Source organism: Rugamonas rubra (genome assembly GCF_900114705.1).
Classification (GTDB): Bacteria; Pseudomonadota; Gammaproteobacteria; order Burkholderiales; family Burkholderiaceae_D; genus Rugamonas; species Rugamonas rubra.
The window spans coordinates 19,856-39,842 of the sequence record NZ_FOTW01000035.1; the positions used below are offsets into that span (position 1 = coordinate 19,856).

At 70.0% G+C, this 19,987-nt stretch carries 16 protein-coding genes; 12 read left to right on the top strand and 4 right to left on the bottom strand.

What is annotated here, in order from left to right:
* Nucleotides 1–100 precede the first annotated feature (100 nt).
* A complete protein-coding gene (locus BM252_RS27130; protein ID WP_093390818.1) occupies nt 101–580 on the top strand; it encodes an acyl-CoA thioesterase in 480 nt (159 codons plus the stop codon).
* A 51-nt stretch (nt 581–631) separates the two neighbouring features.
* On the opposite strand, the gene BM252_RS27135 is transcribed toward BM252_RS27130, so the two are convergent.
* Together BM252_RS27135 and BM252_RS27140 are read right to left on the bottom strand one after the other, a co-directional pair.
* Complete coding sequence (locus BM252_RS27135) at nt 632–3,565, bottom strand: bifunctional diguanylate cyclase/phosphodiesterase (protein WP_093390789.1); 2,934 nt, start codon at nt 3,563–3,565, stop codon at nt 632–634.
* Nucleotides 3,566–3,651: 86 nt separating this feature from the next.
* On the bottom strand, nt 3,652–4,407 hold the full coding sequence (locus BM252_RS27140; RefSeq protein WP_093390790.1) for a spermine/spermidine synthase domain-containing protein: 756 nt from the start codon (nt 4,405–4,407) through the stop codon (nt 3,652–3,654).
* A 229-nt stretch (nt 4,408–4,636) separates the two neighbouring features.
* Here BM252_RS27140 and BM252_RS27145 point away from each other — a divergent pair, with 229 nt between their 5' ends.
* The 8 genes from BM252_RS27145 (at nt 4,637) to BM252_RS27180 (ending at nt 14,324) form a co-directional block, all read left to right on the top strand.
* A complete protein-coding gene (locus BM252_RS27145; protein ID WP_093390791.1) occupies nt 4,637–4,912 on the top strand; it encodes a hypothetical protein in 276 nt (91 codons plus the stop codon).
* Between the two features lie 71 nt (nt 4,913–4,983).
* Complete coding sequence (locus tag BM252_RS27150; RefSeq protein ID WP_093390792.1) at nt 4,984–6,180, top strand: GGDEF domain-containing protein; 1,197 nt, start codon at nt 4,984–4,986, stop codon at nt 6,178–6,180.
* Between the two features lie 145 nt (nt 6,181–6,325).
* Nucleotides 6,326–7,783: a Ppx/GppA phosphatase family protein gene (locus BM252_RS27155; protein ID WP_093390793.1), complete on the top strand. Its 1,458-nt coding sequence runs from the start codon at nt 6,326–6,328 to the stop codon at nt 7,781–7,783.
* A gap of 163 nt (nt 7,784–7,946) precedes the next feature.
* The gene (locus BM252_RS27160; protein WP_093390794.1) at nt 7,947–8,738 is read left to right on the top strand and encodes a type 2 periplasmic-binding domain-containing protein; all 792 of its coding nucleotides are present in this window, start codon (nt 7,947–7,949) and stop codon (nt 8,736–8,738) included.
* 160 nt (nt 8,739–8,898) lie between these two features.
* Complete coding sequence (locus tag BM252_RS27165) at nt 8,899–11,559, top strand: hybrid sensor histidine kinase/response regulator (RefSeq protein ID WP_245774475.1); 2,661 nt, start codon at nt 8,899–8,901, stop codon at nt 11,557–11,559.
* Between the two features lie 240 nt (nt 11,560–11,799).
* Complete coding sequence (locus BM252_RS27170; protein ID WP_245774476.1) at nt 11,800–12,495, top strand: hypothetical protein; 696 nt, start codon at nt 11,800–11,802, stop codon at nt 12,493–12,495.
* Nucleotides 12,496–12,588: 93 nt separating this feature from the next.
* A complete protein-coding gene (locus BM252_RS27175; RefSeq protein ID WP_093390796.1) occupies nt 12,589–13,362 on the top strand; it encodes a GNAT family N-acetyltransferase in 774 nt (257 codons plus the stop codon).
* A 287-nt stretch (nt 13,363–13,649) separates the two neighbouring features.
* On the top strand, nt 13,650–14,324 hold the full coding sequence (locus BM252_RS27180) for a choice-of-anchor J family PEP-CTERM protein (RefSeq protein ID WP_245774477.1): 675 nt from the start codon (nt 13,650–13,652) through the stop codon (nt 14,322–14,324).
* A gap of 69 nt (nt 14,325–14,393) precedes the next feature.
* On the opposite strand, the gene BM252_RS27185 is transcribed toward BM252_RS27180, so the two are convergent.
* Nucleotides 14,394–15,575 (bottom strand): aminotransferase class V-fold PLP-dependent enzyme, encoded by a 1,182-nt coding sequence (locus tag BM252_RS27185; protein ID WP_174900701.1) that lies wholly within the window; start codon nt 15,573–15,575, stop codon nt 14,394–14,396.
* 212 nt (nt 15,576–15,787) lie between these two features.
* Between BM252_RS27185 and BM252_RS27190 the strand changes: the two genes are divergently transcribed.
* Nucleotides 15,788–16,585: a substrate-binding periplasmic protein gene (locus BM252_RS27190; protein ID WP_093390799.1), complete on the top strand. Its 798-nt coding sequence runs from the start codon at nt 15,788–15,790 to the stop codon at nt 16,583–16,585.
* On the opposite strand, the gene BM252_RS27195 is transcribed toward BM252_RS27190, so the two are convergent.
* A complete protein-coding gene (locus tag BM252_RS27195; protein ID WP_093390800.1) occupies nt 16,582–18,915 on the bottom strand; it encodes an FdhF/YdeP family oxidoreductase in 2,334 nt (777 codons plus the stop codon). The two genes, BM252_RS27190 and BM252_RS27195, sit on opposite strands and share 4 nt — an antisense overlap.
* 170 nt (nt 18,916–19,085) lie before the next feature.
* Between BM252_RS27195 and BM252_RS27200 the strand changes: the two genes are divergently transcribed.
* Nucleotides 19,086–19,337, top strand: a complete 252-nt coding sequence (locus BM252_RS27200; RefSeq protein WP_093390801.1) for a hypothetical protein — start codon at nt 19,086–19,088, stop codon at nt 19,335–19,337.
* A 158-nt stretch (nt 19,338–19,495) separates the two neighbouring features.
* Nucleotides 19,496–19,966: a nuclear transport factor 2 family protein gene (locus tag BM252_RS27205; protein ID WP_093390820.1), complete on the top strand. Its 471-nt coding sequence runs from the start codon at nt 19,496–19,498 to the stop codon at nt 19,964–19,966.
* Nucleotides 19,967–19,987: the final 21 nt, after the last annotated feature.

Here is a 19,987-nt window from a genome sequence, read left to right on the forward strand (position 1 = left end):
ATTTGATAACTGTTTGCCAGCAATGGCGGGAGCGGCTAGCATGATGTGGATCAAGTCCCGCGAAAACTACTTCAAGCAGAAAGCCGATATGGAAAAACCGATGAGCTGGTCCGCCCACGAACTGTCGATGACGGTGCTGATGACCCCCGACATGGCCAACTTCTCCGGCAACGTGCACGGCGGCACCATCCTGAAATACCTCGACAGCGTCGCCTATGCCTGCGCCTGCCGCTACTCGGGCAGCTATGTGGTGACCCTGTCGGTCGACCAGGTGATGTTCCTGCAGCCGATCCACGTCGGCGAGCTGGTCACCTTCCTGGCCTCGGTCAACTACACCGGGCGCACCTCGATGGAGGTGGGCATCCGGGTGGTGACGGAGAACATCCAGCAGCGCCTGGTGCGCCACGCCAACAGCTGCTATTTCACGATGGTGGCGGTGGACGAGCAGCGCAAGCCGGTGCAGGTGCCCACGCTGGTGCCCGAGTCGGCCGAGCAGGTGCTGCGCCACCAGCAGGCCCAGCTGCGCAAGCAGGCGCGCCAGATGGTGCACGGCGCCAAGAAGGCCGGCGCGCCGGCCTAGCGCGGCGGGCGGGACGGACGACGGACGGCGGGCGCGGCGGCGGCCGGGCGCCTAGGCGAAGGCGGTCGACGGCGCCAGGTGCTTGCCGTCGCGCAGCATCTGTTCGAACTCGGCGGCCGGCACCGGCGGGCTGAAGTGGAAGCCCTGCATCTGGTCGCAGCCGTTGCGCCACAGATAGTCGAGCTGGCGCGCCGACTCCACCCCCTCGGCCACCACGCGCAGCTTCAGGTTGTGCGCCAGCGCGATGATCGACACGACGATGGCCGCCTCGTCGCCGTCGGCGCCGATGTCGCTGACGAAGGAGCGGTCGATCTTCAGCACGTCGATGGGGAAGCTGCGCAGGTAGGACAGGCTCGAGTAGCCGGTGCCGAAGTCGTCGATCGACAGTGTCAGTCCGAGCGCCTTCAACTGCTGTAGCAGCTCGACCGCCAGCGCGACGTCGCTCATCAGCAGGCTCTCGGTCAGCTCCAGCTCCAGGCAGGCCGGCGCCAGGCCGCTGGCGGCCAGCACGGCGGCGATGGCGGCCGGCAGCCCGGGCACGCCGAACTGGCGCGCCGACAAGTTCACCGCCACGCGCAGCGGCCCCAGGCCGGCGGCCAGCCAGGCCTGCGTCTGGGCGCAGGCGCTGGCCAGCACCCAGGCGCCGATCGGCACGATCAGGCCGGTCTCCTCGGCCAGGCCGATGAAGCGATCCGGCTGCACCATGCCCAGCTCCGGGTGGCGCCAGCGCAGCAGCGCCTCCATGCCGACGATGCGGCCGCTGTCGAGGTCGAGCTGGGGTTGGTAGTACAGCACCAGCTCGTCGCGTTCGAGCGCCTTGCGCAGCGCGCCCTCGATGCGCAGCCGTTCGAGCGCCGCCTCGTTCATCGACGGCTGGTAGAACTGGGTGTTGTTGCGGCCCAGCTTTTTTGCGCAGTACATGGCGATGTCGGCGTGCTCGATCAGGTGCTGGGCCGGCGCGCCGTCGGCCTGGTGGACGGCCACGCCGATGCTGCAGGTGACGAAGAACTCCTTGCCCTCGAGCAGCACCGGCTGCGCCACGGCGCGCATGATGCGCTCGGTCACCTGCGGCGTCAGCGCCTCGTCCGGGTGCTCGGTCAGCAGGGCGACGAACTCGTCGCCCGACAGGCGGGCCACGGTGTCGCTCTCGCGCACGCTGTCCTGCAGCCGGCCGGCGACGGTCTTGAGCAGCAGGTCGCCGGCCTTGTGGCCCAGGCTGTCGTTGACGAACTTGAAGCGGTCCAGGTCGATCAGCATCACCCATAGCGGGTGGCCGCTGCGGTTGGCGTAGGCCACCGCCTGGCCCAGCCGGTCGTGCAGCAGCACGCGGTTGGGCAGGCCGGTCAGCACATCGTGGTGGGCGATGTGCTGGATGCGCTGCTCGGTCAACTTGCGCGCGGTGATTTCGCTGCCGGTGCCACGGTAGCCCTGGAAGGCGCCGGCGGCGTCGAACACCGGCTCGCCGCTGGTGCTGAACCAGCGCGCCACGCCGTCCAGGCCGACCAGCGAGTATTCCAGGTCGTTGAAGGGCAGGTGGGCCTCGAGCCGGGCGATGTGCTCGCGGCCCCAGCCCGCCGCGCGCATCTCGGCGTTGTTGTCCCAGCGCGTCAGGCCGAGGAAACGCTCGCGCGGCAGGTGGCCCTTGTCGAAGAAGCCGTCGGTGATGTGGGTGAAGCGGAAGGCGGCGTCCTGCTCCCAGTACCAGTCCGACGACAGCGCCAGCAGGCGGCGGAAACGGTGCTCGCTGTGCTGCAGCGCCAGTTCGGTGGCCTTGCGGGCGGCGACGTCCTGGCTCAGCTTCTCGTTGCTCAGCTGCAGGTCGTGGGTGCGCGCCTCGACCTGCCGCTCGACGCCGCGCCGGCGCTGCGTCAGCGACTGCACCAAGGCGGCCGCCAAGGCGGACAACAGCAGGCCGCCGAGCAGGGTGGCGAGGGAGCCGAGGTGGCCGGCCGGCAGCGGGCGCGGCAGCGCCGTCACCTGCACGTGCCAGGCCTTGCCGGCGGCGTTGAAGCTGCGGGTGAGCACGCTGGCGCCGTCCGGCCAGGGCCGACGGCGCGTCTCGGCCGCCGGCCCGGGCGGCGCGGCGCCGCCGTCGGCGGGCGCGGCGGGGGCGGCGCGGGCGAGCAGGGCGGTCGACGCCGGGGCGGCCTCGGCCGGCGGGCCGTAGACCAGGTTGTCGGGCCGCGGCGCGTCGCCGGTGTAGACGCGCAGGCGCAGCCCGGCGTCGTCGAGCAGGCCGGCGCCGAGCAGGATCTTGTGCACCAGGTCGGTCGAGCGTATCACCGCGCCGGTGTTGCCGATCCAGGCGGCGCGGCGCTGCTGCGCCGTGGCGCTGGGCGCGCCAGCGCGGAACAGCGGCATCAGCAGCACGAAGCCTTGCTGCCCGCCGCGCTCCTGGGCCAGGCGCAGCAGCGGGCTGGCGGTGACCTGGCCGCTGGCCACCGCCTGCTCGATGGCGCCGCGCAGCGGCCCGTTGGGCGCCAGGTCGAGGCCGAGGGCGGCCTCGTTGCCCTGGTAGGGTTCGAGGTAGTCGACCACGATGTGCAGCGGGCGCGGCCGCACCGGCACCAGCGCGCCACGGTCGCCCTCGGCCCGCTCGCGCATGCGCTGGCCGGGCAGGCGGGCCGCCAGCGCCGCCTCGTAGGCCGGCCGCTCGGCCTCGCTCAGCGCGCGCTGGTAGTTGAAGGCCTGGATGAAGGGGTGGCGGCGCAGCAGCGGCAGGGTGAAGTCGCGGAACTGCTCGCGGCTGGGCTGGCCGAAGGTCTTGAACAGGTCGTTGGTGATGGTGAGCACTTCGACGGCGTCGTCCAGGCCGCGCCGTAGCGCCGCCACGCGCAGGTCGGCGCGCTGCTGGAAGCCCAGCTCGAAGGTCTCGACCTCGAGCGCGCCGACGGCGGCGCACAGCAGCGCCGTCGCGGCCAGGCCGGCGCCCAGCGTCAGCGCGGCGGCGGTCGAGAGGGCGGATCGCTTGCTGCGGTGCGGCATCGGGCTTCCTTGTCAAGTGAAAGTGTGCTACCGCCCAGTGTGTCACAAAAGCCCGCCGGTGGGGCGGCTTTGGCGCCGCCGTGGCCTCAGCCGGGTCCGCCGCGGCGCAGCCGCCACACCACCCAGTGCGCCAGCAGGCGGTTCAGCGGCGCCAGCCCCAAGCCCTGGCAGCGCGCCACCCGGCGCAGCGTGGCCAGCGCCGGCGACGGCGCGCCGCCCTTGACGGCGAACAGCAGGCGGTTGTTGCCGGCGATGCCGCGGAACTGGCACAGGCGGTCGGCGAAGGCCATGCGCAGGCGCCGCCGCATGGCCGGGAAGTGCGGGTCGTAGCTGAACATGTTGGCCACCAGCACGCCGCCGGGGCGTAGCGCGCGGCGGCAGTCGGCGTAGAAGCGGGCGCTGGCCAGCGCCGGCGGCAGGCCGTCGGCGTCGAAGCCGTCGACCAGCAGCACGTCGGCGCTGTCGGCCAGGGCGGCCATGTGGCGCGCCGCGTCGACGCAGACGATGCGCAGGCGGGCGTCGTCGGGCGGAATGGCGAACTGCTCGCGCAGGGCGATCACGTCGGCGCGCAGTTCGAGCACGGTGATGCGGCTGTGCGGCAGGTAGCGGTGGCAGAACTTGACCAGCGAGCCGCCGCCCAGGCCGACCATGACGATGTGCTGCGGGCGCGGCTGGAACAGGGTGAAGCACATCATGGCGCGGGCGTAGGCCAGCACCAGCTGGTCGGGGCGTGACAGGCGCATCTCGCTCTGGATCATGCCGGGCAGGAATTCGAGCGAGCGCAGGTCGCCGTCGGTGCGGACCAGCGGTGTGGCGGCGGGCGATTGGGGCTGCGGGTTCATGGCTTCACACATGCTAGCTTGTTGCCAAGCGTGGGTTTCTGATAAGCTGGGGCAATACGTCTTGGCGCCGGCGCTTCGATCTTAGCATGGCGCCGGCGACTGTTGCGGCGGCGCGCATGCTGCGGCGGGCCGCCGGATGGCATTTACAGACGGAAAATTTGTAGGTACATTGACAGCACAGCAGCCGCCGCGTCCGACGGCCCCCTTGGAGCGAAGAAGAGAGAGAGCGATGTTTTTAGACCACCCCACGATTACCGCCACCAACAGCTTCACCGAGCCGGACCGGATCGAGCGGCTGACCCGCGTCTACGGTTATGTGATGGCGCTGGCCGACTCGGCGGGCAACACCCATTTCGTCGAGAAGTTCAGCCAGATCCACGACCACAAGGGCACGCTCATCGTCTTCTGGCACGACGCCCCGACCGAGGACGAGAAGTCCTTCTTCGCCAAGGCCTGGGCCAGCAAGGTCGGCGACGGCAGCAGCAACGTCGAACACGAAGTCTGACCGGCGGCCGGCGCGCGCCGCCGGCCGCCCCCGCGCCGGCGCCATGGCGCCGGCCGAACCTGCCCCCTCCCATGGATATAAAAACACTGATTTTGGCGCTGGCGCTGGGCAATCTGAGCCTGTGCGCCGCGTTGTTCTTCTTCGAATACGAGCGCAGCAAGCGCTTCGGCCTGTCGACCTGGGCGCTGGCCAAGCAGTGCCAGGCGGCCGCCTGGCTGCTGCTGTACCTGCGCGGCAGCATCCCCGAGGTGCTCAGCGTGCCGGTCGCCAACGGCCTGTTGTTCGCCGGCGTCGCCCTCGACGCGGCGGCGCTGTGGGGCGCCGTCGGCCGGCCGGTCTGGCGCCGCTTCCTGCTGCCGGCCCTGCTGGTGGCCCAGGCCGCCTTCGTCGGCGCCTGGCTGTTCGACGCGCCGGCGCCGGTGCGGGTGGCCGCCGGCGCGCTGATCGTCGCCGGCTTCTTCCTGGCCGGCGCGCTGGCGCTGGCGCGGCGCTGGCGCCACAACAGCCTGCTGCAGCGCTTCCTCGCCGCCAGCATGCTGGCGCTGGGCCTGGCGCTGGCGCTGCGCGGCCTGCTGGCGGCCGGCCTGGCGCCCGGCGCCGGCCCGGACGGCGGCTTCGCCGCGGGCCTCGGCGCGGGTTTGGGTGAAACCCTGTTGCAGTGGCTCGGCTTCGGCGTGCTGTATATGATGATGCTGGTCAACGCCTTCGGCTATCTGTTGCTGTCGCGCCAACGCCTGCAGGACCAGCTCGACCTGCTCGAGGTGCAGGACGCGCTGACCGAGGTGCCCAACCGGCGCGGCTTCTACCAGGCGCTGGCGCCGTGGATGGCGCTGGCGCGCCGGCCCGGCATGCCGACCGCGCTGATCATCCTCAACCTCGACCATTTCAAGCGGGTCAACGACAACTACGGCCACCCGGTGGGCGACGCCGTGCTCAAGAGCATGGTCGAGGTGTGCAAGAAACAACTGCGCGACAGCGACCTGATGGGCCGCCTGGGCGGCGCCGAGTTCGCCGTCCAGCTGCCGCGCACCTCGTTGGCCGACGCCCTGATGGTGGCCGAGCGCATCCGCAACGCGGTGGCCGCCGTGCCGGTCAAGACCGAGCGCGCCGTCATCAACCTGACGGCCAGCCTGGGCGTGACCACCATCCGCGCCGAGGACAGCACGGTGAGCCTGTTCAAACGGGCCGACGAGGCCCTGCAGCAGGCCAAGCGCGACGGCCGCAACCGCGTCGCCGAGGCGCGCGCGGCCAGCCCGCTGGAGGCCTGAGGCGGGCCGCGCCGGGCGCTGTTGCGCGGCGCGCGGCGCACTGGACAAACGTCATCAAGCGGTCATAATCGACGCTTACTGTATAAGAATTTTTGTCGTCATGGACATCGCAAGCCTTTGTGGTCGTTCTTAGAGAGAGGCTGGTATGTACGCAGCAGTAGATTTGGGCTCCAATAGTTTCCGCCTGCACATCGGCCAGCACGACGGCGAGGCGATCCGCGTACTCAAAAGCATGCGCGAGCCGATCCGCCTGGCCGCCGGCCTCGACGCCGACGGCAACCTGACCGAGGCGGCCATGCAGGCCGCCCTCAGTTGTCTGAAGAATTTCCGCGCCACGCTGGCCGGCTACGAGCTCGAGGCGGTGCGCGTGGTGGCGACCTCGGCGATGCGGGTGGCGCGCAACTCGGCGGCCTTCCTGCCGGCGGCCGAACTGGCCATCGGCTACCCGATCGAGATCATCTCCGGCGAGGAGGAGGGCCGCCTGATCTACATGGGCGTGGCCAACGCCCTGGCCACGCCGGGCGAGCGGCGCCTGGTGATGGACATCGGCGGCGGCTCCACCGAGCTGATCCTTGGACGCGGCCAGGACATCGAGCGGGTCGAGTCGTTCAGCCTGGGCACCGTCAAGCAGAGCCTGTTGTTCTTCGTCGGCGGCCGCATCGACGCGCCGTCCTTCGAGGCGGCCATCCTGTCGGCGCGCAGCCACTTCGAGGACGCCGCGCCGCCCTACCATCCGCAGCACTGGAAGCAGGCCTACGGCTCGTCGGGCACGATCCGCACCATCGCCGACATCATCGCCAAGAACAAGCTGGGCAAGGGCGACCTGTCGGCCGCCAGCCTGGAGGCGCTGAAACAGCGCTTCATCGCCTTCGGCCACGTTGCCAAGATCGAGATGGCCGGGCTGCGGCCGGACCGCGCCTCGACCATCATCGGCGGCCTGGCGATCCTGATCGCCATGGTGCACGAGCTCGACATCCCGGCCATGCAGCCGATCGAGGCCGGCCTGCGCATGGGCGTGATGTGGGACCTGTACCTGCGTTCGACCAAGCGCGACCGGCGCGAGCAGTCGGTGCGCGGCCTGGCGCAGAAGTTCCACGCCGACGCCGGCCGCGCCGGCCGCGTCGCCGAGGACGCGGCGGCGCTGTACCTGCAGATGAAGCCGGCCTCGGACACCTACAGCCGCCTGCTGTACTGGAGCGCGCTGCTGCACGAGGTGGGCCTGGTGGTGGCGCAGACCGGCTACCACAAGCACGCCGCCTACCTGGTCGAGAACGCCGACCTGCCCGGCTTCACCACCCGCGAGCAGAAGGCCATGAGCCGCCTGGTCCTGGCGCAGAAGGGCAACCTGCGCAAGGTGGCCGACGCGCTGGCCGACCCCGACTTCGCCAAGGCGGTGGTGGCGCTGCGCCTGGCCATCCTGTTCATGCACTCGCGCATCGAGCTCGACTGCGCCGAGCTGAAGCTGCGCATGAAGAGCCGCATCGAGCTGGAGATCCGCCGCGACGTGGTCAGCGACCATCCGACCGTGTCGTACTGGATGGAGAAGGAGCAGGAGCTGTGGGACGAGGTGGGCGTCGACTTCAGCATCCGCGCCAACGGCTGAGTCGGCTGCGTGTGCGGCGCGGCGTTTGTCGCCGGATGGACTAGCCGCGCCGCCGACCCCGCCAATATTGTTGGGGCGGCATACTTTTCCCCCCGGGATTTGCTTACACTACACTAGGCATGCGCGCCGGCGTTTCGCCGGCGCTTGAGAACAGGGGGCATCGATGAGGGGCTGGCTGAATGCGCGCCGCGCGGCGGCGCTGGGCCTGGGCCTGCTGGCCGGGGCGGCCGGGGCGGCCAAGGCCGCCGCGCCGGCGCCGGTGGTCAGCCTGTGCTTCGAGCGGCAGGACGTGCCGCCGTGGCGCACCGAGGCCGGCGGCGGCCTCAATTTCGCCCTGCTCGGCATGGTGGCGCGCAGCCTCGACATCCGTTTCGACTTTCAAAGCATGCCGTGGAAGCGCTGCCTGGCGCAGCTGCAGGCCAACCAGGTCGACGGCGCCTTCGCCGTCAGCTACAAGCCGGACCGGCGCGCCATCGGCGAATACCCGGGCGGCGCCCAGGCCGACGCCAGCAAGCGCATGCACATCGACCGCTACGTCCTGCTGCGCCGCAAGGGCGGCGCCGCCGACTGGGACGGCAGGGCCTTCCACCACATCGACGGCGCCATCGGCTTCCAGCTCGGCTACTCGGTGGGCGACGTGCTGCGCGCGAGCAACGTCGAGGTCGACGAGGGCAGCCAGCGCGCCGACGAGCTGGCGCGCAAGCTGATCGCCGGCCGCCTGGCCGCCGCCGCCCTCGGCGGCAGCGACGCCGCCGGCATCATGCGCGGCCCGCTGGCGGCCCAGCTGGAGATGCTGCCGACGCCGCTGATCGAAAAACCCTATTTCCTGATCCTCTCGCACGCCCTGGTGGCGGCGCGGCCGCAGCTGGCCGAGCGCATCTGGCGCGGCGTCGAGCAGGCGCGCAACAGCGCCGAGTACCGGCGCCTCGAGCTGGCAGCGGGAGCCGGCCATTGATCCGACCCTAGCCGGCGGCGGCGACGAGCTCGGCGGCGAGACCGGCGGCGGCCCGCTGGCGCGCCTGGCGCGCGCCTGGCGCCAGGACATCCTGCTGCGCCTGGCGGTCGGCATCTTCCTCGCCGTCGCGCTGTCGACGGCGGTCTACACCACCTATGTGATGCAGGCCCTGCGCAGCGAGGCCGAGCAGCAGTTGCGCGAGCGCGCCGAGCGGCTGGCGGCGGTGCTGTCGCAGGCGCTGGCGCGGCCGCTGTTCGACATCAACAGCGCCGCCGTGGCCAGCGTGGTCGACGCCTCCGGCGCCACCCCCGAGGTGCTGACCCTGCGCGTGCTGGCGCCGGGCGGCGCCGAGCTGGCCAGCTACGTCGCGCCGCCGGGCGCGCCCGAGGCCGCGCTGCGCCTGCGCCGCGAGATCGAGTTCAGCGACGCGCGCCGGAGCTACCCGGTGGGCGCCATCGAGCTGGCCTTCTCGCGCCGCCAGATCGACGCCGAACTGCGCCGCCAGATCGTCGGCACGGTGCTGGCCAACCTGCTGCTGGCGCTGGCCATCGTGCTGTCGATCATCCTGGTCGGGCGCAAGGCGATGCGGCCGTTCGGCGACATCCAACGGGCCCTCGAGCGGCTCAGCCAGGGCCGCACCGACATCGAGCTGTCCGGCATCGGCCGGCAGGACCAGATCGGCCGCCTGTCCGGCGCCGTGCGCAGCTTCCGCGACACGCTGACCCGCCTGCGCCACGCCGAGGGCGCGCTGCGCCAGTTGAACGGCGAGCTGGAACAGCGCATCGCCGAGCGCACCCAGGAGCTGACCCGCTCGGTGCGGGCGGCGCAGGACAGCCAGGACAAGCTGCTGACCATCGTCGACACGGCGCTCGACGCGGTGGTGCGGATCGACCTGGACGGCCGCATCGTCGGCTGGAACCGCCAGGCCGAGGCGACCTTCGGTTGGCCGCGCGAGCAGGCGCTGGGGCGCGCCGTCGACACCACCATCATGCCGCCGCGCTTCCGCCCGGAGCACCGCCGCGTCATGCGGCGCTTCCTCGACGGCGGCAGCGGCAGGGTGCTCGACGGCCGCATCGAGGTCTACGGCCTGCACCGCGACGGCCACGAGTTCCCCATCGAGCTGGCGATCACCCACGTCAAGCTGGCCGAGCCTGGCAGCTTCGAGTTCTGCGCCTTCATCCGCGACATCAGCGAGCGGCGCGAGCGCGAGCACAAGCTGCTCAAGGCCAATGTGCTGGCCGAGGCGGCCAACGTCGCCAAGTCCGAGTTCCTAGCCAATATGAGCCACGAGATCCGCACGCCGATGAGCGCCATCATCGGCATGGCCTACCTGACCCTGCGCACCGAGCTCACGCCCAAGCAGCACGACTACGTCGGCAAGATCCACCGCGCCGCGCTGGCGTTGCTGGGCATCATCAACGACATCCTCGACTTCTCCAAGATCGAGGCCGGTCGGCTCGACCTCGAGCAGGTCGCCTTCAACCTCGACGAGGTGCTGGCCAACGTCGCCAGCGTGACCGCCCAGCGCGCCGCCGAGAAGCAGCTCGAATACCTGTTCGACGTGGCGCCGGCCGTGCCGCGCCACCTGCTGGGCGACCCGCTGCGCCTGGGCCAGGTGCTGATCAACCTGGTCAACAACGCCGTCAAATTCACCGCCAGCGGCGAGCTCGAACTGCGCTGCACGGTGCTGGCCAACGAGGGCGGCCGGGTCGCGCTGCGCTTCGCCGTGCGCGACACCGGCATCGGCATGGCGCCGCAGGACCAGGCCAAGCTGTTCCGCGCCTTCAGCCAGGCCAACGGCTCGACCAGCCGCGAGTACGGCGGCAGCGGCCTCGGGCTGTCGATCTCGCAGCGCCTGGTGCGCCTGATGGGCGGCGACATCACCGTGCACAGCACGCCCGGGCAGGGCTCGACCTTCCAGTTCGAGCTGGCCTTCGCGCTGTCCGGTGCGGCCGAGCCGCCCGCCGTGCTGCCGGCCGCGCTGAACGGCGCCCGCCTGCTGCTGGTCGACGACAGCCCGGTGGCGCTGCAGATCCTCGCCGAGGCGCTGGCCCCGCTGCCGCTGCGGCTCGACCGCGCCGGCGGCGGGCCCGAGGCGCTGGCCGCCATCGCCGCCGCCGAGCGCGCCGACGACCCCTACCTGCTGGTGCTGTGCGACTGGCTGATGCCCGGGCTGGACGGCATCGCGCTGGCGCGCCGGGTGCGCGCCGACGCCACGCTGCGGCGGCCGCCCGGCATGGTGCTGGTGACCGCCTTCGGCCGCGAGGAGGTGCAGCAGCAGGCCGACGACGCCGGCATCCTCGGCCTGCTGTTCAAACCGATCGGCCAGTCGGCCCTGGTCGACAGCCTGGTCGCGCTGGTGGCGCCGCCGCGCGCCACGCGGGCCGCCGGCGAGCCGGCCGTCGGCCCGCGCTACGGCGCCCGCGTGCTGCTGGTGGAGGACAACCCGATCAACCAGCAGATCGCCGCCGAGCTGATGGCGGTGCAGGGCATCAGCGTCGACGTCGCCGGCAACGGCCACGAGGCGCTCGAGCGCCTGCGCGGCGCCGGCCCGCAGGCCTACGCGCTGGTGCTGATGGACCTGGAGATGCCGCTGCTCGACGGCCACGCCGCCACCCGCCTGCTGCGCCAGGACCACCGCTTCGACGCCCTGCCGGTGATCGCCATGACGGCGCACGCGCTGGCCGACGTGCGCGAACGCTGTTTGGAGGAGGGCATGCAGGACTACATCAGCAAGCCGGTCGACCCGGAACAGCTGTTCGCCACGCTGTCGCGCTGGCTGGGCGGCGACTTCCGGCCGCCGGCCGCCGCATCATCCTGATCGTCGACGACACACCCGACAACATCACGCTGCTATCGGCCTTGTTGAAGGACCGTTACCACGCCAAGGTGGCCAACAGCGGCGCCGCCGCCCTGCACATCCTGCGCACGCTCGGCACGGTCGACCTGATTTTGCTCGGTTCGATGCGGAGGGGGAATAGACGGTGGTTTTATGATATTGTTCAAACACATTTTTGATAAATAGTATATATTGTTTATATTGTTGAAAAATGGAGTGAGTATGAACAAGCCTGTCGCCGCCAAAACCACCGCCAGCAGCGCCAACGGCATGGACGCGCCGTTGCCCGTGGTCGCCACGATTGAAACCATCGACACCGCCGCCGCCACGCCGCCGGCCCGCAAGGCGCCGGTGCGCAAAGCCGCCGTGAAAGCGGCACCGGCCAAGGCCGCCGCCAAGCCGGTCGCCGCCCAAGCCGCCGTCAAGGTTGCCGCCAAGCCGGCCGCCAAAGCCGCCGCCAAGCCGGCCGCCAAGGCCGCCGTGAAGCCGGCGGCGAAGGCAGCTGTCAAAACGGTCGCCGCCAAACCGGCCGCCAAGGCGGCCACCAAGGCGGTCGCCAAACCTGCGGCGAAGAGCGCCAAGCCGGCCGCCAAACCGGCCGCAAAAACCGCCGCCAAGTCGGCAGTGAAGGCCGCGCCGGCCAAGACCGCCGCCAAGGTCGCCGCCAAGCCGGTCGACGCCGCCAAGGACAAACCGCACAAGGAAAAACTGGTGCGCGACAGCTTCACCATGCCGGAGCAGGAATACGCCGTGCTGGGCCTGGTCAAGAAAGCCTGCCTGAAGGCCGGCTTCGAGATCAAAAAGAGCGAATTGTTGCGCATTGGCGTCGCGCTGATCAGCCAGATCGACCTGGCCACGCTGCAGAATGTGTTGGCAGCCTTGCCACAGTTGAAAACCGGCCGGCCGAAGAAAAACTGAGTGTGTACATGTCACGGAGATGACATATTGTTGTCATTTCCTTGAAGTATTAGGCCGTTACGCTTGCTTCGTCTCCCACAGAAAGGACGAAGCATGCAAACCTCGATCGTACAAGCGCACGTCAGGGCAACCTCGGCCAAGCTGGTTTTGAGCATGGCCAGCACACCGGAAGAACTGCACGAAGTGCAGCGCTTGCGTTACAAGGTGTTCATCGAAACCATGGGACTGTCGTCGTTGGCCAGGGAAGATGGCCTGGACAGCGACGAATTCGACGAGCATTGCGATCACTTGATCGTACGCGACTCGGACACGCTCCTGGTGGTCGGCACCTATCGCCTGTTGAGCGCCACGCGGGCCCGCAAGATCGGCCGCGTCTACTCCGAAAACGAATTCGACCTCGGTCGCCTGAACAACCTGCGCGGTCGCATGGTGGAGGCGGGCCGCGCCTGCATCCATCCCGACTACCGTGGCGGCAGCGTCATCATGCTGCTGTGGTCCGGCCTGGCCGAGTACATGCGCCGCGAACGCTGCGACTACCTGGTCGGCTGCGCCAGCATCAGCCTGGCCGACGGCGGCCACAACGCGGTGGCGGTGTACCAGTCGCTGGCGGCGCGCCACATGGCGCCGATGGAGTACCGCGTCACGCCGCACCTGCCGTTCCCCATCGACAAGGTCGCGCCCGCGCTCAAGCCGCAGATTCCGCCGCTGGTCAAGGGCTACCTGCGTTCGGGCGCCTGGATCTGCGGCGACCCGGCCTGGGACCCCGACTTCGAAAGCGCCGACCTGTTCCTGATGCTGCCGCTGGCCAATCTGGACACCCGCTACGCCCGCCACTACGGCGTCGACGGCGAGGCCGCCGCCGCTTGATCCGGCGCCTGGCGCCAGGGGGCGCGGTTCGCCCCCCTGGCGCCGCCACTGTTGCACAGCAACGTCATGGCCTTGTAATAATTGCCATTATGATCTGAGTCTATGTTATCGTAAATACATGTCATTTTATTCATTGTTTAATGGAAATGATGTGTTCGCGTCACGGCGGCCTGTCCGTCGCCGCGCGCAACGGGTATGCCGGGACTGCGTCCGCCGTCTCGGAAATTGACTCTGCTGATGGAGGTTTACACATGGCTGTATCGTTCAAATCCGTTTTGAAGCCGACTATGTTCGCCGTTGTGGCATTGAGCCTGGGCACCAGCGCCTCGGCCGCCTCGCTGACCGAAAACTTCGACGGCGGCGTGCCCGCCGGCTGGGTCAAGGTCAACAATAGTGATCCGCTCGGCAGCACCGACTGGTTCCAGGGCAATCCACTGGTGTTCGATTCGCACCAGGGCGCGGCCAACTCCTACGTCGCCGCCAACTTCAACGCCGGCGCCGACGTCGCCAACATCAGCGACTGGCTGATCCTGCCGACCCAGGTCTTCAACAACGGCGACAAGTTGTCCTTCTTCAGCCGCACCGCCGACCAGTCGTTCTGGCCGGACAAGCTGGAGGTGCGTTTCAGCGCCGTCGGCGGCAATGACGTGGGCCACACCTCGGACAGCGTGGGCACCTTCACCACCTTGCTGTTGACGATCAACCCCGGTCAGGACCTGTTCGAGTATCCCGAGCAGTGGACCCAGTTCGGCGCCACCATCAACGGCCTGTCGGGCGCCACCAGCGGCGCGCTGGCGTTCCGCTACGTGGTCGAGGACGGCGGCCCGAACGGCGACTATTCCAACTTCATCGGCATCGACACCTTGCAGGTCAGCGCCGTGCCGGAGCCGAGCAGCTATTTGATGCTGGGCCTCGGCCTGGGCCTGATCGGCGTGCTGCGCCAGCGCCGCGCCCGCGGCTAGGCGGCACCGCGTCGTGGCCACGCCATTGCGGCGGCGGCCGCGGCGCACAGTAGTAGCGCCGGCGCGCGTTCAGCGCGCGCCGGCCGCGATCTGGCCCACCGCCCGCACCAGCGCGTCGAGTTGCTCGATGCTGGTGAACAGGTGCGGCGTGACGCGCACGCATTGCTCCGCGCCGATCGCGCGCACCACCGTGAAAATCCGATACTCCTCCATTAGCCGCGCCACCACCCGCTGCGCCGCCACGCCCTCGATGCCGAAGGCGGCGATGGCGCAGGAGCGCTGCGGCGCGCGCGGCGTGAACAGGCGCACGCCGGGCACCTCGCGCAGCCGCGCCATCCAGTACTGCGTCAGATGGCGCAGGCGCGCCTCCATGCGCGCCGAGCCGATGGCCTGGTGGAAGGCCAGCGCGTCCTCGATCGCCAGGATGGGCGCCGGCGGCACCGTGCCGACGTGGGCCAGCTTGTTGATGTCGTCGGCGGCGCGGCGCGTGTCGCCGAACAGCGGCGCGATGTCGGCCACGCGCGGGCGGCGGATGTACAGCAGGCCCAGGCCGAGCGGCGCGCCGAGCCACTTGTGCAGGTTGACGCCGACGAAATCGGCGCCCAGCTCGGCCAGCCGGTAGTCCAGCTGGGCGAAGGAGTGGGCCGCGTCGACCATCACGTCGACGCCGTGGCGCCGCGCCATCGCGGCGATCTTCGCCACCGGCATGATCTGGCCGGTGCGGTGCACCATGTGGGTCAGCAGCAGCACGCGGCTGCGCGGCGTGAGCGCCGCCTCGTACAACGCGACGATCTGCTCGTCGCTGTCGGGCTCGAGCGGCAGCGTCAGGCGGGTCAGCGCCAGCGCGTGGCGCGCGGCGACCATCTCCAGCGTCTCGATGACGCTGTCGTAGTCGTGCTCGGCCAGCACCACCTCGTCGCCGGCCCGCCACGCATAGCCCTGCAGCAGGATGTTGAGCGACTCCATCAGGTTGCGCGTCAGGACCAGCTCGCCCGTGTCGGCGCCGGTGAACTCTGCCAGCGCGCGCATCACGCCGGCCAGCCGCGCGGGGAAGCGTTCGCGCAGAAAGTAGGCGCCCTCCAGGTTGAGCTGCTCCTGGTAGCGCTGGAAGGCTTGCAGCACCGGCGTCGCCTGCACGCCGAAGAAGCCGTTCTCCAGGTTGATGAAGTCGGCCGAGACGGCGTACTGGGCGCGCACGCCGGCCCAGTAGTTTTCGTCTTGGGCGGCATGGTCGGCGGGCGATGGATTCAATGGCTCTCCTGGCTGGGCGGTGGATGTGGGGTGGTTGCGTCGGCAATTGTACAAGCAGCGCGTTGCGCACCTGTCCGAACAGCGTTTCGGAAACCTGTTCCGTACAGTGCTTGGCGACGACACGCGGGCGAACGCGCTTGACGTCGACGCGCGCGCGGCGCTAGCATGGGCCGGTCGCCATGCAGTGTTGGCCTGGGTGCGGGGAATCAAGAATGAGCTTGCGATCGCTCCTGTTGCTGCTGTGGCTGGCGCTGCCCGTGTCGGCGGCGGCGCCGTTGCCCGCCACCGCGCGCCTGGCCTCGGACGACTGGTGTCCGTTCATTTGCGCCAGCCATGGACAGATCAGCGGCGGCTACCTGGTCGACTTGACGACGCAGGCGCTGGCCCTGTCCGGTGTGCAGGTGGAGTCGCTGCTGCTGCCCTTGAGCCGGGCCGTCAGCGAGACGGCGTCCGGCGCCATCGAGGGGGTCTACGCGCCCTCGAGCGACCCGCGTTTGCAGCTGAGCGTGCCGCTGGCCCACTCGCGCGCCTGCTTCTACACCCTGGCCGGCGCCGTCTGGCGCTACCGCGGCGCCGAGTCGCTGGGCGCGCTCAGGGGCGGCGTCATCGCCGACTACGGCTACGACGACGGCGAGATGGACGCCTACATCGCGCGCCACCACGACGACAGCGCCAGCCTGGCGTTCGCCTTCGGCGACGCCGCCGGCCTGACCAACCTGCACAAGCTGTTGCGCGGCCGCTTTCCCGTCTGGCTGGAACACGAGGCGGTGGCCAATCAACTCGTCGCCAAGCTCGGCGCAGCGAGCCGGATACGCCAAGCCGGCTGCCTGGCCCAGGCGCTGCCGTTGACGATCGGCTTCTCGGCCAACGACGCGCGCGCCGCGCGCTGGCTGCACGCGCTGGCCGACGGTCTGCGTTCGATGTCGGCCTCGGGCCAGCTGGCGGCGCTGCGCGCGCGTTACCACCTCGCGCCGGACGGGGCCGCTGCGCCGGCGGCGAGCCTGCGCTAGGCGGCCGCCCGCAGCAGCACCGGGATCGACTTCGAGGTCGGCGTGCCGGCGCCGTCGGCCACGCTGGCCAGCGGGATCAGCGCGTTGGTCTCGGGGAAGTAGGCGCCCAGGCAGCCGCGCGGGATATCGTATTCGACCAGCATGAAGCCGTCGGCGCGGCGCTCGACGGCGTCGTCCCAGACGCTGACGATGTCGACCATCTGGCCGGCGGCAAAGCCCAGCAGCGCCAAATCGTCCCGGTGGATGAAGACCACGCGGCGCATGCCGAACACGCCGCGGTAGCGGTCGTCCATGCCGTAGATGGTGGTGTTGTACTGGTCGTGCGAGCGGGCCGTCATCAAGGTCATCAGGCGCGCGCCGTGCTTGGCCTTGGCGCGGTGGATCGGCGTGTCGGTGTCGACGGCGCAGACCAGGAACTCGGCGCGGCCGCTGGCGGTGCGCCACTCGCGCGCGCGCGAGGCGACCTTCAGGTGGAAGCCGCCCGGCTTGGCGACGCGGGCGTTGAAGTCGTGGAAGTCGTCGAACACGCGCTCGATGGCGTCGCGGATGCGGGCGTAGTCGGCGCCGTACCAGGCCCAGTCGACCGGCGCCTTGCCCAGCGTGGCCTCGGCCAGGCGCGCCACGATGGCCGTCTCCGACAGCAGCTGCGGCGAGGCCGGCGTGTTCATGCCGTAGGACAGGTGCACCATGCTCATCGAGTCTTCCACCGTGACGCCCTGCGCCACGCCGTGCTGCAGGTCGATCTCGGTGCGGCCCAGCGTGGGCAGCAGCAGGGCGGCGCGGCCGTGCACCAGGTGGCTGCGGTTCAGCTTGGTGGCGACGTGCACCGTCAGCTCGCAGGCGCGCAGCGCGGCGAAGGTTTGCGGGGTGTCCGGCGTGGCCATGGCGAAGTTGCCGCCCATGCCGAAGAACACCTTGACGCGGCCGGCCAGCATCGCCTCGATGGTGGCGACGACGTCGTAGCCGTGGGCGCGCGGCGGGGCGAAGCCGAACACCTGGCCCAGGCGGTCGAGGAAGGCCGCCGTCGGCTGCTCCTCGATGCCCATGGTGCGGTCGCCCTGCACGTTGGAGTGGCCGCGCACCGGGCACAGGCCGGCGCCGAGGCGGCCGATGTTGCCCCGCATCATCATCAGGTTGGACAGCATGCGGATCGTCGCCACGGCGCCCTTGTGCTGGGTCAGGCCCATGCCCCAGGTGGCGATGACCCGCTCGCCCTTGACGTAGACCTGGGCCAGTTGTTCGATCTGCTCGCGCGCCACGCCCGACTCTTCGACCAGCTGGCCCCAGTCCTGCCGGCGCAGGTCGGCGGCGAAGGCGGCGAAGCCGTTGCTGTGCTCGGCGATGAAGTCGACGTCGAGCACGCGCGCCGCGCCGGCCAGGCCGGCCCGGCCGGCGGCGGCGACGGCGGCGACGGCGGCGTCGTCGAGCTCCAGGGTGCGCTTGGCCAGCGCCTTGATCAGGGCGAAGTCGCCGCCCAGCTTGGGCTGGATGAACAGCGAGCCGATCGCCGTGCTGGAGTTGCTCAGCATCTCCAGCGGGTGCGACGGGCTGGTGAAGCGCTCCAGCCCGCGTTCGCGCAGCGGGTTGATCGAGACGATGGCGGCGCCGCGCTTGGCGCACTCGCGCAGCTCGCCGAGCATGCGCGGGTGGTTGGTGGCCGGGTTCTGGCCGAAGATCAGCAGCGTGTCGGCGTGCTCGAAGTCCTCCAGCGTCACCGTGCCCTTGCCGGCGCCGACGGTGGCCGGCAGGCCCCGGCTGGTCGGCTCGTGGCACATGTTCGAGCAGTCGGGGAAGTTGTTGGTGCCGTAGGCGCGCACGAACAGCTGGTACAGGAAGGCCGCCTCGTTGCCGGTGCGCCCGGAGGTGTAGAAGGCCGCCTGGTTGGGGTCGGGCAGGGCCTTCAGGTGGCGCGCGACCAGGGCGAAGGCGGCGTCCCAGGCCACCGGCAGGTAGCGGTCGCTGGCGGCGTCGTACAGCATCGGCTCGGTCAGGCGGCCGTGCTGCTCGAGCGCGTAGTCCGACTGCGCCAGCAGCTCGCTGACGGTGTGGGCGGCGAAGAAGTCGGCCCGCACCCGCTTGCTGGTGGCCTCGGCGGCCACCGCCTTGACGCCGTTTTCGCAGAACTCGAAGGTGGAGGCGTGCTCGCGGTCGGGCCAGGCGCAGCCGGGGCAGTCGAAGCCGTCCGGCTGGTTCTGCGCCAGCAGCGTCTTGTAGTTGCCGCCGCCGACCTTCTCGCGCACCAGGTTGATCGCCACCTGCTTCAGCGCGCCCCAGCCGGCCGCCGCGTGGGGGTAGGGCGCGATGTGTCCCGCCGGTTTGCTCTTGTCCATGCCTGCTGCTCCTGATACGGTGTTGATGTTGGGATGTGCTTGTCGCCCCGCCGGGCGCTGTATAGTGCCTGAATGTCAACTTGAAAACAAGATCGGTCGGAGCAGGCCGCGCGCGCTGGGGCGCCTGGTGGCGCGGCTGGCCGACGAGCCCGCGCCGGGAAAGGGGCCACATGGATGACGAGGTATTGGCCGCACTGGTCGGCGTGCTCGAACAACTCTGGCGCGGCGAACGCGAGCGGCCCGGCAGGGCCTGCTCGCTGGCCTGGCTGAGCAAGCAGTCGGCGCGCCCGATGAGCGTGCTGCGGCGCCAGCTGGTCATGCTGGTCGAGGCCGGCTGGGTGGCGCAGACCTTGGCGGAGGAGGGCGGCGGCACGGTGGCGCTGAGCGACGCCGGCCGGCAGCTGTGCGCCAGCCTGTTCTGAGCCACGCCACGCCGGCCCGCTCTATGCCTTAACCCCACCTAGAGTCCGGTCTTTCAACAAAGTGCTTGCAACCGTCATGGTCGAAGTTTATAGTTATTGTACTGATCGGTACAGCGTATTCCAATCGGTACAATCAACCAACATTGAAAGGCATCAACATGTCCATCCGAGCTCCCGTTCCTCCATTCACCCGCGAATCGGCCATCGAAAAAGTCCGCCTGGCCGAAGACGGCTGGAACAGCCGCAACCCCGAGCGCGTGTCGCTGGCCTACACGGCGGACTGCAAATGGCGCAACCGCGCCGAGTTCGTGCAGGGCCGCGAGGCCATCGTCGGCCTGCTGGCGCGCAAGTGGACGCGCGAGCTGGACTACCGCCTGATCAAGGAATTGTGGGCTTTCGACGGCAACCGCATTGCGGTTCGCTTCGCCTACGAATACCATGACGACTCCGGCCAGTGGTACCGCGCCTACGGCAACGAGAACTGGGAGTTCGCCGCCGACGGCCTGATGCAGCACCGCCTGGCCAGCATCAACGAGGCGCCGATCGCGGCGTCCGAACGCAAGTTCCATTGGGACATGAACGCGCCCCGCCCGGCCGACCATCCGGGCCTGAGCGAGTTCGGTTTTTGAATTGAAGGGTAGACAGCAAGA